Origin of the sequence: Marinobacter subterrani (assembly GCF_001045555.1) — a bacterium.
Taxonomy (GTDB): domain Bacteria; phylum Pseudomonadota; class Gammaproteobacteria; order Pseudomonadales; family Oleiphilaceae; genus Marinobacter; species Marinobacter subterrani.
The window spans coordinates 419,102-432,122 of the sequence record NZ_LFBU01000002.1; the positions used below are offsets into that span (position 1 = coordinate 419,102).

The following is a 13,021-nucleotide window of genomic DNA, read 5'->3' on the forward strand; positions in this document are numbered from 1 at the left end:
GGTTATTGAGGCCGGCTCAAATATCCGGTTAATGAACTTCCCTATCCGTTTTTTGTACATTCAGACGCTGAGCGCGGTTTCGACTTTCTCCAGGTTCTGATCCAACTCGGAGGAGCTGCCGTCAAAGTGAACCTTGCCTTTCACAATCACCACATGGCGGTCACAGAGCCCCTTCAGGGCCTTGATGTTCTTGTCCACCACCAGTGAGGAAATGCCGGATTCCCGGATACTGGCGATCACGTTCCAGATGTCCTGGCGAATCAGCGGGGCCAGGCCTTCGGTGGCTTCGTCCAGAATCATCAGCCGGGGGTTGGTCACCAGGGCCCGGCCAATGGCCAGCATCTGCTGTTCGCCGCCAGACAGTTCCGTTCCCAGGTTGCATAGGCGCTCCGACAGGCGGGGGAAGGTGGCCAATACACGATCGTAATCCCACTTGGTCTCTCCGTTACTGCCGGGGCGTGCCGCCATCTGCAGGTGCTCTTTTACCGTCAGGTTGTGGAACATGCCCCGGCCCTCGGGCACATAGGCAATATCACGGCGCATGCGTTTCCAGGTGGGCAGGTGGCTGATGTCTTCACCGTCGAAATACACATGGCCACTGCGCGGCGGCACGATGCCAAGGATGGATTTCAAAGTGGTGGTCTTGCCCATGCCATTGCGCCCCATCAGGCTCATGGATTCGCCTTTGGCAAGCCGGAACGACAGGTCGTGCAGGATGTGGCTGCGACCGTACAGCGTGTTGAGGTTATGCACTTCCAGAAGCTGGTTACTCACGCCGCTTCCTCCTCTGCGTCATCGTCTTTGCCCAGGTAGGCTTCTTTTACCCGCGGATCGTTGCGCACTTCGTCGACGGTGCCGGTAATCAGGTGGGTGCCGTTGTCGAGCACCGTCAACTGGTCCGAAAGCTCGAAAATGGCGTCCATGTCGTGTTCCACCAACACAATGCAGTAGTCCCGTTTGAGCTGGTCCAGCAGTGCGATGATGCGCTGGGATTCCTCGTGGCCCATGCCTGCCATGGGCTCGTCCAGCAGCAGGATGCAGGGATCCGTTGCCAGCACCATGGCCAGTTCGAGCTGGCGCTGTTCGCCATAGGAAATCTCGGCGGCCACCGTATGAATCCGACGCTCCAGGCCCACCTGATGCAGCGCTTTCTCCGCCGCCTCGGTCACCCGCTGGTTGGTGTGCCTTGAAGCAAGCAGATTGAAGCTGCCGGCAAACCGGCGCTGGGCCGCTACTGCACAGTTTTCAAGGCAGGTGGCAACGGTGTAGATGTTGGTTTTCTGAAAGCTCCGGCCGATGCCCCGGCGCACGAACTTCCAGGGTTTCATGCCGTCAATCTGCTCGCCCTTATGGAAAATACAACCACGGGAGGGCTTCAAGGTGCCACACAGCATGTTCAGCAGTGTGCTCTTGCCGGCGCCATTGGGGCCGACCACGCCGTGCAGTTGGCGGTCGTGGAACCGCAGCGAAATATCGTTGAGTGCCTTGATGCCACCCCAGTGCTTGCTGAGGGATTCGGTTTCCAGAATGATGTCGTTGGCCATGTTTATTTCTCCAGCAATTTTTCGAGATAGCCGGCCAGGCCTTTGCGCAACACAATCACCATCAGGATGATGGCTCCGCCCATGAACAGCAGCCATTCCTCGGTCAGGTGCTCAAACAGGTACTGCAGTCCCTCATAGGCGAAGGTGCCGAGAATGGCGCCGTAAATCGTGCCCATGCCGCCGAGGATGGACATCACCAGCGCGGTGCCAGACATTTCCCAGGTCAGGAACGACGGGTTCACAAAACCGTACTGGAGTGCGAACAGGAAGCCCGCATAGGCCCCCAGGGTGCTGGCGATCACGTAGCTGATCAGGCGAAAGGCAAAAATGTTATAGCCGAGGGCTTCGGTGCGCTCGGGGTTCTGCCGGCTGGCTTCAACAATGCGCCCGAACCGTGAGCGGAGGATGAGCTTCAGGAACAGCAGGGTGTTGAACAGGGACAACACCGCCAGATAGTAAAAGTGCATCGGGTCGTCCAGGTTCAGGAAACTCAGGCCGAAGATGCTGGTTTCCGGTTTCATGAAAATGAACACGCCGTCGCTGCCGCCGAAATTCAGGGAATCGAAGAAAAAGTAATAGGCCATTTGCGAGATGGCCAGAGTGATCATGATGAAGTAAATGCCGCTGGTCCGGAGTACGACCACACCAACCACCAAGGCAATCAGCGCCGCCAGTGCGCACACGTAGAACGTGTACAGCCAGAAATTCACGGCCTCGTATTCCGGTGCAATGATCACGAACAGATACCCGCCCAGCCCATAGAACAGGGCGTGGCCCAGGGTGACCAGGCCAACACGCCCGACCAGGAAATCCAGCGACATCACAAAGGTCGCCAGGATCAGAACGGTGGTGACCTTGCTCACGAAGAAGGAATTGGCCTCCAGGAACAGCGGAAGGCACAGAACAATCAGCAAAAACACCGGCAGAAACAGGCGTTCGGTGCGTTTTTCAAAGATCATGATCGGCTCCCGATTATTTGGCAAAGAGGCCCTGGGGCTTCACCAGCAACACCAGGATCATAAAGATGTAAATCACCATGTTGGACAGGCTGGGCATCAGCACGGCGGCAAAGGTGCTGATCACCCCCACCAGCAGAGCACCGACGAACGCGCCCTTGATGGAACCCATGCCGCCGATCACCACCACCACAAAACAGGTAATCAGCACGCTTTCGCCCATGCCCGGGACAATCGAGCGCATGGGAGCGGCGATGATCCCGGAAATGGCGGCCAGCATGACGCCGATGGCGAACACAACGGTGTACAGGGTCCGGATGTTGACCCCCAGCGCCTCGACCATCTCCCGGTTGGATTCGCCCGCGCGGATCAGCATGCCCAGGCGGGTTTTGCTCACCACGAAATACAGGGCCCCGGCGATCGCGACACAGACCACGGCCGCAAAAATGCGATAGACCGGGTAGCTGGAGTTTTCGGTAAACGGAATGGCGGCGCTGAGGGCATCCGGCACGGATACGCCATAGGGATCGTTGCCCCAGAGGATGCTTTGCAGAGAATTGAAAACAAAGATCATGCCGATAGTCAGCAGCACCTGATCCAGGTGGTTGCGGTTGTAGAGCCGTTGTATCAGTAATCGCTCGATCAGAATGCCGAGTCCGAGCGCAATTACCGCGGACAGCGCTGCCGCAACCGTAAAACTGCCGGTTACGTTCACGAGGTACCACACCAGGTAGGCGCCCACCATGTACATGGAGCCGTGAGCCAGGTTGAGAATGCCCATCACGCCAAACACCAGGGTCAGGCCGGAGGCGATCAGGAACAGCAGCAATCCGTACTGGATGCCGTTAATCAGTTGTACAAAGAAGAGTTCGGTCGACATAACGATACCCAACGGGTTTACGGGGAATGCGGTTCGGTTCAGGCAGGCGGTCCATCTCGGAAATGCCCCCGGCGGGTGGCCGGGGATACGGCAGCCGGTCTCAGAGCTTGCAGCCGCGGGCCGGATCTTCCAGCGATTTGGCGGCAATGCTCTGCACCACGTTCACGCCATCTTTCACTTCCCGCAGATAGATGTTCTGAATCGGGTTGTGGGCTTTCGAGAAGGTGAATTCCCCCCTCGGGCTGTCGATGGTGAGTTTTTCCATGGTGCTGATCACAGCCTGCTTATCGGTGATGTCGCCGTTCAGCTTTTCAATGGTGTTGGCGATCGCCAGGCCGGCGTCGTAACCCTGCACCGCGTAGATGTCCGGGTAATGGCCGTATTCGGTGTTGAAGGCCTCACGGAAGGCCTGGTTGGCCGGAACGTCCAGTTGCTCGGCGTAGTGCAGTGTGGTCATCACGCCTTCGGCTGCCGGGCCCTGGGCCTCAAGGGTTCCCTCGGTCAGGAAGCCGGAGCCCAGCAGCGGGATTTTTCCGCGCAGGCCCATGGCGTCGTAGTCCTTCACGAACTTGATGGCACCGCCGCCGGCAAAGAAGGTGAAGACCGCATCCGGGTTGGTGGCGGCGATGTCACTGACATGAGACTGGAAGTTGGTGGACGGGAAGGGCAGCAACACCTTCTCGACAATCTCACCGCCGCCGGCGGTAAAGGATTCCTCGAACGCGTCCAGGCTCTCGCGGCCCATGCCGTAGTTCCAGCTGATCGCATACACCTTCTTGTAACCCTTATCCAGGGCAACCTGGCCCATGGGGTAGGAGGGCTGCCAGGATGAAAACGAGGTCCGGAAGATATTCGGTGCGCACAGGGGGCCAGTGGCGGCCGCAGACCCGGCGTTCGGGATAATCATGATGGTGTCCTTGCCGCGCAGCATCTTGATCATGCCCATGGCAACACCGGAATGAACCGGCCCGACAATGAAATCAGCGTTGTGCTGGTTCAGCAGGGATGACGCCAGCTCCGGCGCCCGGGCGGGCTTGGCCTCGGTATCCAGGGCGATGTACTCGAAGGTGACACCGTCCAGTTCGGCTGCGTTCTGTTTCAGCGCCAGTTTCAGGCCATCGCGCCCGGCTTCACCCAACTGCGCGTAAATGCCGCTGAAGGGCAGCATCAGCCCGATCTTCACCGGATCGGTGGCGGCCAGGGCGGACGTTGAAAGTCCGGCGGTCAGGGTGGTTGCCAGCACAGCACTGGCCAGGGTTCTGGTACGGATCATTTCAACACCTCAATTTGTTGTTGTGCGGTACTTCCATTAGAGGCGTGTGAGAGCCAGAGGAATATCCGTTTTCTGCACAGGGGTGTCCCCTGCATGCAAGCGCTTTGATCCTGCCCATTGCCAGCGAGCCCGGGATTCGTTAGGTTACGTTTTGCTATTCGGCTTGGAAGCCGACCCACGACAATCATAAGGACATGCCCCATGAGCTACCGTCTCACGGATGTGACGGAACTCCCTCGTTCGCCCGATGCCCTGCTCACCATCGTTCACCCCCTGAGCGCGGTGGATATTGTCAGCCGTATACTCAGCCCTTACACCACCGCCAGCGACCCGATAGAAAACCTCGATCCGCGCCAGCCCCAGGATGATCTGCTGGAGCAACTGACCGTCGGCGAGCGATGGTTGCTGGATGCCAGCGGCGCCAGCCCCGGTGTCTTCCGTTCCCGCCGTGCCGAGGCGGATTTCCTGGTAACCAACCTGTCGCCCCGGTTAACCCGGGCTCTGAACGACCATCTGGAGGGCAACAATGCTGCCGGGGGCGGCGCACCGGCGCCACTGAAGAGTGACAGCCTGGCGGCCGCCATTGAGCCGGGCTACCAGCCGCCAGCCCCCGTGCCTCAAACCAGTCCAAAGCAGGGAGCCAGAGTGTTGGACTTACACTACCGATGGCCGGATGGCACTGGCGTGGCGGGTGCTCCCTATAGCGTTGAGGGGCTCAGCAGCTACAAGTCCGGTAACCTGGATAATGAGGGAAAGGCACGGGTGACTGGCTTGAGTGACCCGGTGGTCGATGTCCGGTTCGGAGAGCCGGCCCGGGCCGGTGAGCTCGATATTTTGCGACGTCAGCTCCAGGCGGGTCTCGACGCCATCCTCACCCGCGAGCGCAGGGAGGCGGAACGCCTTGGCGCGTCTACAGACAGCTTGCCATTAACCATCAAGGCCGGTGTCCATTTCGCCCACGGCTTCCTGGGATTGTGGGACAGCGCCGTGGGCCTGATTGCCAACAACCTTGCCATTACCAACCTTACTCACCTGGGGTATTACAATCGCGCACTCCAGTCCGCCTGGGCCGCGACCCGGGACAGTTCCGACCAGGCCTGGCTGGACGCCTTCAAGAAGAATTTCGACGAAACCAACAAGCGGGCACTGGTGGAAGCACTGGGGTTCGACCCGGGTGCCATCACCCGGGAACAGCTTGCCGACGCCTACGAGGCTACCAACCTGATACTGGCTGACCACGAATCCCGCAAGATGCTGGGCCAGTTCGCCGTGGATTTCGCCCAGGCCCAGGACAGTACTGAAATCAGCTATTTCGCCGGAGGGCTGGTGTTTGAGACTGTTCTGGCGATCATGCTGGCGAGTACCGCCGGGGCAGGGGTAGCGTCGGCGGCCCCGCGCTACCTGCGCAAACTGGCTCCACTTGGAGAAACCCTGCGCAATCTGGCCGCACGGTTAAGGATCACCTACCAGACCCGCTACCACTACAACGTGGATACTGGCGGCCTGTGTGAAAGCACCTGTCGAACAAAACCCGAGGGAGCGGATCTCAAACCCCGGGACCTCAGTTCCCGCCGCCTGCACATCAGCAGTATTGACGAGGCCGTGGCCGCATTGGCGGCATCCCGAAGACGGATCATCGCCCGGGGTGGCTTTACCCCCAAATACACCCAGGAGGAATTGGCGTACCTGGCCAACCAGGGGCTGGACAAGGATCGTTTCATTGTCCGTCTGGTGGAGGAACGCCATGTGGATGGCCCTGACCAGCCCGCAGGTGCCATGGCCGGCAAGCTGGGGAGGCCTGGACCCGCTGGCGAGGTACGGTTCTGGTCCACCACCCTGGACCAGGTCGAGCCCTCCGACACCTGCCCCCGGCTCATCGCGCAGCAGTTGGGGGTGGAGTACAACCCGGAGGCTACGTACAAGCTGGCGATCATTGACAAGGATAAGGCCGTTGAAATGGCCGATGCCGAAACCCTCATTCCAACGTTCGATAATCTCAAGGCCCATGTACGGCACAATGTGGCTGGCTACGCCGACAGGGATGAATTGCTGGACGAAGTGATGACTCCCGAATATCAGGCGAAGTATGAAAAGCTGGTTGATGGGATGGGCGATGCGGAGTGGAGTAATGCTCGTATCAGGGCTGCATATTTGAGAAAGCAAGGTCTTGATGTTGAGCAGGCTATGTTGTTTGAAACCCGCTTCAATATTCAGGATGAAACAGGAGCCAACCAGTACTTTCTTGGTAATGGTCTGACGAAGCACACCACGCTCTCGAAGGATGGCAATATCGTTCATGGTGCTCTGGAGACTTATACGTTGGAGAGGAATCCGCAAACCTTCTACACCATGACCAATGGTGGCAGCGGTGGGCCTGAAGCCTATGTCGAGCTAGTCGACCTGACTCCCATTGACTTTGGAGAATGACATGAACTACCCGAAACTATCGCCCTGGCCCTTCATCGACCCTGATTCGCCCCCCGCCGATTATCTGAAGATTGGTGAAAGCACGGATCAAGCACGGAGCAGCCATTCACCTCAGGTTTGGCACTTTTTTGTAACCCAGGGATACCTGATCATTTCGATTAAAGATTGGATTCAACTGGATGACTCCGAGCCTGGGGAATACGCTTTCAGCCAATACGAATACCCTATCGCCGGAGCCCGCTGGTTCGTGAATACCGTGGAACGCTTTTTCCTTCCACCGGACCACCCCAATGCCGTGCCGCGAGGCAAACTCAACATGCGTGGTGAAGTGGATGGCGAAACCCTCGGGGTCACCCGGGGAGCTTGGTTCGGTGGTCAGTATATTCCTGGCTACTCCTTCGATAACTTGAACCGTATTGAGCATTCAACCGTTCTGCCAGAAGGGGCCTTTTGCCAGATGTTTAAAATGGGTGACCCCTGGCTGTTCGAGGATGGCTTGTTTGAGCTGTTCAAGGAAATCGCGGACCGGCACGAACGGGGAGAGTTTTAGTTAGGATCAGGGTCTTCATGAGATTCGGGAATCGGCTCCTTGGGTGTGGTTATGGGAAGGTCAGTCTGCTGGCCTGATGTCTGTATAAAGCTGCGCGGTGAGCTCACGCTGAACCTGCAACCGGTCGGTAATGCCCTGGACCACTTCCATACGGGCCACCGCTCCGGCCGCAGAGGACCGGGCCCTGGTTGGCAGTTAGTGGGTGCTCAGGTGAGGGTATCAAGCAGTATCTGGCTGAACCTGTCCGGGCATTCCACCGAAGGCACGTGGCCGACGTGTTCCAGAATCACTGGATCAGAGGCGCTACTGCATTGCGCCAGTGCCTTGAGCGTTTCCGGTGGTGTGGCAACGTCATCCGAGCCACCAACCAACTGGAGCGGTACGCGGTGCTCTCCGAGCTTCTCACGGAAGTCGACACGCCCCAACAGCTCGCACAGCAGGGCATAACTGCGGTCGTCACCGCGACCCATGATCACGCGCCAGCCCTCTACCAGGGCCGGCTGCTGTTCACAGGCCGCGGGGCCAAACCAGCGTGGCACGATATCCACTGCCATGACGGACAGGCCAAGCTCCAGTACATTGGCCGAGCGTGTGTTCCAGGCATCGGCGGTGCCGATCACTGCACCGGTGTTGGTGAGTGTCGCCGAGAGCAGGCTGTCTGCATGCTGGCTGACCAGTTGCTGACCGATCACGCCACCAATGGAGGTGCCGACAAAGTGAAAGCGCTCTGCACCGGCGGCTGCCGCGAGCGCCAGGGCTTCCCGTGCCAGGTCTTCCGGGGTGATGCGGTCGCTGTCTTCCGGCCAGGCGGCGTGCCTCAAACCAGTCCAAAGCAGGGAGCCAGAGTGTTGGACTTACACTACCGATGGCCGGATGGCACTGGCGTGGCGGGTGCTCCCTATAGCGTTGAGGGGCTCAGCAGCTACAAGTCCGGTAACCTGGATAATGAGGGAAAGGCACGGGTGACTGGCTTGAGTGACCCGGTGGTCGATGTCCGGTTCGGAGAGCCGGCCCGGGCCGGTGAGCTCGATATTTTGCGACGTCAGCTCCAGGCGGGTCTCGACGCCATCCTCACCCGCGAGCGCAGGGAGGCGGAACGCCTTGGCGCGTCTACAGACAGCTTGCCATTAACCATCAAGGCCGGTGTCCATTTCGCCCACGGCTTCCTGGGATTGTGGGACAGCGCCGTGGGCCTGATTGCCAACAACCTTGCCATTACCAACCTTACTCACCTGGGGTATTACAATCGCGCACTCCAGTCCGCCTGGGCCGCGACCCGGGACAGTTCCGACCAGGCCTGGCTGGACGCCTTCAAGAAGAATTTCGACGAAACCAACAAGCGGGCACTGGTGGAAGCACTGGGGTTCGACCCGGGTGCCATCACCCGGGAACAGCTTGCCGACGCCTACGAGGCTACCAACCTGATACTGGCTGACCACGAATCCCGCAAGATGCTGGGCCAGTTCGCCGTGGATTTCGCCCAGGCCCAGGACAGTACTGAAATCAGCTATTTCGCCGGAGGGCTGGTGTTTGAGACTGTTCTGGCGATCATGCTGGCGAGTACCGCCGGGGCAGGGGTAGCGTCGGCGGCCCCGCGCTACCTGCGCAAACTGGCTCCACTTGGAGAAACCCTGCGCAATCTGGCCGCACGGTTAAGGATCACCTACCAGACCCGCTACCACTACAACGTGGATACTGGCGGCCTGTGTGAAAGCACCTGCCGGACAAAACCCGAGGGAGCGGATCTCAAACCCCGGGACCTCAGCTCCCGCCGCCTGCACATCAGCAGTATTGAAGAGGCCGTGGCCGCATTGGCGGCATCCCGAAGACGGATCATCGCCCGGGGTGGCTTTACCCCCAAATACACCCAGGAGGAATTGGCGTACCTGGCCAACCAGGGGCTGGACAAGGATCGTTTCATTGTCCGTCTGGTGGAGGAACGCCATGTGGATGGTCACAACCAGCCCGCGGGTGCCATGGCCGGCACCCTGGGGCGAGCCGACCCCGCCGGTGAGGTACGGTTCTGGTCCACCACCCTGGACCAGGTCGAGCCCTCCGACACCTGCCCCCGGCTCATCGCGCAGCAGTTGGGGGTGGAGTACAACCCGGAGGCTACGTACAAGCTGGCGATCATTGACAAGGATAAGGCCGTTGAAATGGCCGATGCCGAAACCCTCATTCCAACGTTCGATAATCTCAAGGCCCATGTGCGGCACAATGTGGCTGGCTACGCCGACAGGGATGAATTGCTGGACGAAGTGATGACTCCTGAATATCAGGCGAAGTATGAAAAGCTGGTTGATGGGATGGGCGATGTCGAGTGGGAGGATTCCGATATGCGAAAAGACTATCTAATAGAAAAGGGGCTGAATGAGCAGGAGATTGATATTTTTGAAGTTCGTTTTGACGTCCAGAAAGATACCGGCGCCAATCAGCATTTCATGGGGAATGGCCTGGCCAAGCACACAGCGTTATCTCAGGATGGGAAGGTTGTCCATGGCGCCTTGGAGACTTATACGTTGGAGAGGAGTCCACAAACCTTCCATACCATGACCAATGGCGGTAAAGGTGGGCCGGAGGCCTATGTAGAGTTAGTCAAGCTTACCCCTATTGAGTTTGGAGAGTGACATGAACTACCCGAAACTATCTCCCTGGCCCTTCATTGATCCCGAAAGTCCGGCCGAAGGTTACCTGAAGATTGGGGAAAGTACGGACAGGGCTAGAAGTAAGACTTCAAAGAAAGTCTGGAACTTTTTTGTTCATGATGGCCATCTAGTTGCAAATAAAAAGATTCAGTTACCCGACCGAGACGATCAGACTGGCCGTAGCGCCATCACCCAGTACGAGTATCCTATTGGTGGAGTCCGCTGGTTCGTGGATACCGTGGAACGTTTTTTTCTCCCGCCGGATCATCCTAATGCCGTGCCGCGAGGCAAGCTCAATATGCGTGGTGAAGTTGATGGCGAAACCCTCGGCGTCACCCGGGGGGCCTGGTTCGGTGGGGATTATGTTCCCGGTTATTCCTTCGATAACCTGAACCGCTATGAACACAGCACTCTCTTGACCCGGAGCCGTTGCCAGATGTTTGAAATGGGTGACCCCTGGCTGTTCGAGGATGGCCTGTTTGAGCTGTTCAAGGAAATCGCGGACCGGCACGAACGGGGAGAGTTTTAGTTAGGATCAGGGTCTTCATGAGATTCGGAAATCGGCTCCTTGGGTGTGGTTATGGGAAGGTCAGTCTGCTGGCCTGATGTCTGTATAAAGCTGCGCGGTGAGCTCACGCTGAACCTGCAACCGGTCGGTAATGCCCTGGACCACTTCCATACGGGCCACCGCTCTGGCCGCAGAGGACCGGGCCCTGGTTGGCAGTTAGTGGGTGCTCAGGTGAGGGTATCAAGCAGTATCTGGCTGAACCTGTCCGGGCATTCCACCGAAGGCACGTGGCCGACGTGTTCCAGAATCACTGGATCAGAGGCGCTACTGCATTGCGCCAGTGCCTTGAGCGTTTCCGGTGGTGTGGCAACGTCATCCGAGCCACCAACCAACTGGAGCGGTACGCGGTGCTCTCCGAGCTTCTCACGGAAGTCGACACGCCCCAACAGCTCGCACAGCAGGGCATAACTGCGGTCGTCACCGCGACCCATGATCACGCGCCAGCCCTCTACCAGGGCCGGCTGCTGTTCACAGGCCGCGGGGCCAAACCAGCGTGGCACGATATCCACTGCCATGACGGACAGGCCAAGCTCCAGTACATTGGCCGAGCGTGTGTTCCAGGCATCGGCGGTGCCGATCACTGCACCGGTGTTGGTGAGTGTCGCCGAGAGCAGGCTGTCTGCATGCTGGCTGACCAGTTGCTGACCGATCACGCCACCAATGGAGGTGCCGACAAAGTGAAAGCGCTCTGCACCGGCGGCTGCCGCGAGCGCCAGGGCTTCCCGTGCCAGGTCTTCCGGGGTGATGCGGTCGCTGTCTTCCGGCCAGGCGGCGCTGGCGCCGTGCCCTGGCAGGTCCCAGGTCAGCACCCGAAACTTACCCAGCAACGCCGGCAGCATGTCGTCCCACACGCCCTGGGTCATGCCCAGGGGGTGGGCGAGCATCAGCAGCGGTTTTGCGCTGTCACCCAGCAGGCGGTAGCAAACCGCTCGGCCGTTGTGCTTGAGAAATGCCATGTTCGCTCCTGATCAGACCCGTTCGATGAGTGTCGCGATACCCTGGCCGACGCCCACGCACATGGTGCACAGGGCGTAGCGACCACCGGTGCGCTGCAGCTGGTGGGCGGCGGTCATCAGCAGGCGAGCGCCGGACATGCCCAGCGGGTGGCCCAGGGCGATGGCGCCGCCATTGGGGTTCACGCGCTTGTCGTCGTCGGCGATGCCGAGCTCACGCAGAACTGCCAGGCCCTGGGCGGCGAAGGCTTCGTTCAGTTCGACGACATCAAGGTCGTCTATTCCGATGCCCTGTTTTTCAAGCAACTTGCGAACGGCAGGGACTGGGCCAATACCCATGATGCGTGGTTCCACACCGGCCGTGGCCATGCCCAGGATGCGAGCCATGGGCTTTAGTCCGTGGGTTTTGACGGCGGCTTCACTGGCAACCAGCATCGCTGCAGCGCCGTCGTTCACGCCGGAGGCATTGCCCGCGGTCACGCTGCCGTTTTCGCGGAAGGGCGTGGGCAGGGAGGCGAGCTTCTCCAGGGTACTCTCGCGGGGATGCTCGTCGGTGTCGAACACCAGCGGCTCCTGCTTGCGGCGCGGAATGGACACCGGCACGATTTCCTCGGCGAAACGTCCTTCCTTCTGGGCCCGGGCGGTCTTTTCCTGGGAGCGGAAGGCAAACAGGTCCTGATCCTCCCGCGACACCTTGTATTGCTCGGCCACGTTCTCTGCCGTTTCCGGCATGGAATCGATGCCGTACTGTTTCTTCATCAGCGGGTTCACGAAACGCCAGCCGATGGTGGTGTCTTCAATCTTCTGGCCACGGGAAAAGGCGCTGTCGGCCTTGCCCATCACGTACGGCGCACGGGACATGGACTCGACACCACCGGCCAGAATCAGGTCCATCTCGCCGGCACGAATGGCGCGGAACGCGGTGCCCACGGCATCCATCCCGGAACCGCAAAGCCGGTTGAGGGTGGTACCGGGAACAGAGGTGGGCAGGCCGGCCAGCAAGGCAGACATCCGTGCGATGTTGCGGTTGTCTTCACCGGCCTGGTTGGCGCTGCCCATCATCACTTCGTCAATGGCGGCCGGGTCCAGCTCAGGGGCTTGCGCCAGTACCGCCTTGAAAATGTGAGCGGCGAGATCGTCCGGGCGAACGCTGGCCAGGGTACCGCCAAAGCGGCCAATGGCTGAACGGCGGGGGTGGCAGAGATAGACGTCAGTCATGATGTTC

Annotated in this window: 12 protein-coding genes; 4 read left to right on the top strand and 8 right to left on the bottom strand. The window is 59.5% G+C overall.

Annotated features, from left to right (window positions below; all coding sequences use genetic code 11):
* Positions 1–60: 60 nt before the first annotated feature.
* From msub_RS17790 to msub_RS17810, 5 genes are all read right to left on the bottom strand, one after another.
* Complete coding sequence (locus msub_RS17790; RefSeq protein WP_048497481.1) at positions 61–774, bottom strand: ABC transporter ATP-binding protein; 714 nt, start codon at positions 772–774, stop codon at positions 61–63.
* On the bottom strand, positions 771–1,544 hold the full coding sequence (locus tag msub_RS17795) for an ABC transporter ATP-binding protein (RefSeq protein ID WP_048497482.1): 774 nt from the start codon (positions 1,542–1,544) through the stop codon (positions 771–773). The genes msub_RS17790 and msub_RS17795 overlap by 4 nt, the downstream gene beginning before the upstream one ends.
* A 2-nt stretch (positions 1,545–1,546) precedes the next feature.
* On the bottom strand, positions 1,547–2,503 hold the full coding sequence (locus msub_RS17800) for a branched-chain amino acid ABC transporter permease (RefSeq protein ID WP_048497483.1): 957 nt from the start codon (positions 2,501–2,503) through the stop codon (positions 1,547–1,549).
* Between the two features lie 13 nt (positions 2,504–2,516).
* Positions 2,517–3,380 carry a branched-chain amino acid ABC transporter permease gene (locus msub_RS17805; protein ID WP_048497484.1) on the bottom strand — a complete coding sequence of 288 codons (864 nt, stop codon included), beginning with the start codon at positions 3,378–3,380 and terminating at the stop codon, positions 2,517–2,519.
* A gap of 100 nt (positions 3,381–3,480) precedes the next feature.
* Positions 3,481–4,653, bottom strand: coding sequence for an ABC transporter substrate-binding protein (locus tag msub_RS17810; protein ID WP_048497485.1), 1,173 nt, complete (start codon positions 4,651–4,653; stop codon positions 3,481–3,483).
* Positions 4,654–4,854: 201 nt separating this feature from the next.
* Between msub_RS17810 and msub_RS17815 the strand changes: the two genes are divergently transcribed.
* Positions 4,855–7,080, top strand: a complete 2,226-nt coding sequence (locus msub_RS17815; protein ID WP_048497486.1) for a hypothetical protein — start codon at positions 4,855–4,857, stop codon at positions 7,078–7,080.
* A 1-nt stretch (position 7,081) separates the two neighbouring features.
* The gene (locus msub_RS17820; RefSeq protein ID WP_048497487.1) at positions 7,082–7,630 is read left to right on the top strand and encodes a hypothetical protein; all 549 of its coding nucleotides are present in this window, start codon (positions 7,082–7,084) and stop codon (positions 7,628–7,630) included.
* A gap of 206 nt (positions 7,631–7,836) precedes the next feature.
* Here the strand turns inward: msub_RS17820 and msub_RS17825 are convergent, their stop codons facing one another.
* Complete coding sequence (locus tag msub_RS17825; RefSeq protein ID WP_227506846.1) at positions 7,837–8,451, bottom strand: alpha/beta fold hydrolase; 615 nt, start codon at positions 8,449–8,451, stop codon at positions 7,837–7,839.
* 24 nt (positions 8,452–8,475) lie between these two features.
* Between msub_RS17825 and msub_RS17830 the strand changes: the two genes are divergently transcribed.
* Positions 8,476–10,257, top strand: a complete 1,782-nt coding sequence (locus msub_RS17830; protein ID WP_156182834.1) for a hypothetical protein — start codon at positions 8,476–8,478, stop codon at positions 10,255–10,257.
* Between the two features lies 1 nt (position 10,258).
* Positions 10,259–10,804: a hypothetical protein gene (locus tag msub_RS17835; RefSeq protein WP_048497489.1), complete on the top strand. Its 546-nt coding sequence runs from the start codon at positions 10,259–10,261 to the stop codon at positions 10,802–10,804.
* 206 nt (positions 10,805–11,010) lie between these two features.
* Here the strand turns inward: msub_RS17835 and msub_RS17840 are convergent, their stop codons facing one another.
* Both msub_RS17840 and pcaF read right to left on the bottom strand, forming a co-directional pair.
* The gene (locus msub_RS17840; protein WP_048497490.1) at positions 11,011–11,799 is read right to left on the bottom strand and encodes an alpha/beta fold hydrolase; all 789 of its coding nucleotides are present in this window, start codon (positions 11,797–11,799) and stop codon (positions 11,011–11,013) included.
* A 12-nt stretch (positions 11,800–11,811) separates the two neighbouring features.
* Positions 11,812–13,014 (bottom strand): 3-oxoadipyl-CoA thiolase, encoded by a 1,203-nt coding sequence (pcaF, locus tag msub_RS17845; protein ID WP_048497491.1) that lies wholly within the window; start codon positions 13,012–13,014, stop codon positions 11,812–11,814.
* Positions 13,015–13,021 lie beyond the last annotated feature (7 nt).

Coding starts and splice junctions, on each gene's coding strand:
- msub_RS17795 (WP_048497482.1), bottom strand. CDS start 1,544: ATGGCCAACGACATCATTCTGGAAACCGAATCCCTCAGCAAGCACTGG.
- msub_RS17800 (WP_048497483.1), bottom strand. CDS start 2,503: ATGATCTTTGAAAAACGCACCGAACGCCTGTTTCTGCCGGTGTTTTTG.
- msub_RS17805 (WP_048497484.1), bottom strand. CDS start 3,380: ATGTCGACCGAACTCTTCTTTGTACAACTGATTAACGGCATCCAGTAC.
- msub_RS17810 (WP_048497485.1), bottom strand. CDS start 4,653: ATGATCCGTACCAGAACCCTGGCCAGTGCTGTGCTGGCAACCACCCTG.
- msub_RS17815 (WP_048497486.1), top strand. CDS start 4,855: ATGAGCTACCGTCTCACGGATGTGACGGAACTCCCTCGTTCGCCCGAT.
- msub_RS17820 (WP_048497487.1), top strand. CDS start 7,082: ATGAACTACCCGAAACTATCGCCCTGGCCCTTCATCGACCCTGATTCG.
- msub_RS17835 (WP_048497489.1), top strand. CDS start 10,259: ATGAACTACCCGAAACTATCTCCCTGGCCCTTCATTGATCCCGAAAGT.
- msub_RS17840 (WP_048497490.1), bottom strand. CDS start 11,799: ATGGCATTTCTCAAGCACAACGGCCGAGCGGTTTGCTACCGCCTGCTG.
- pcaF (WP_048497491.1), bottom strand. CDS start 13,014: ATGACTGACGTCTATCTCTGCCACCCCCGCCGTTCAGCCATTGGCCGC.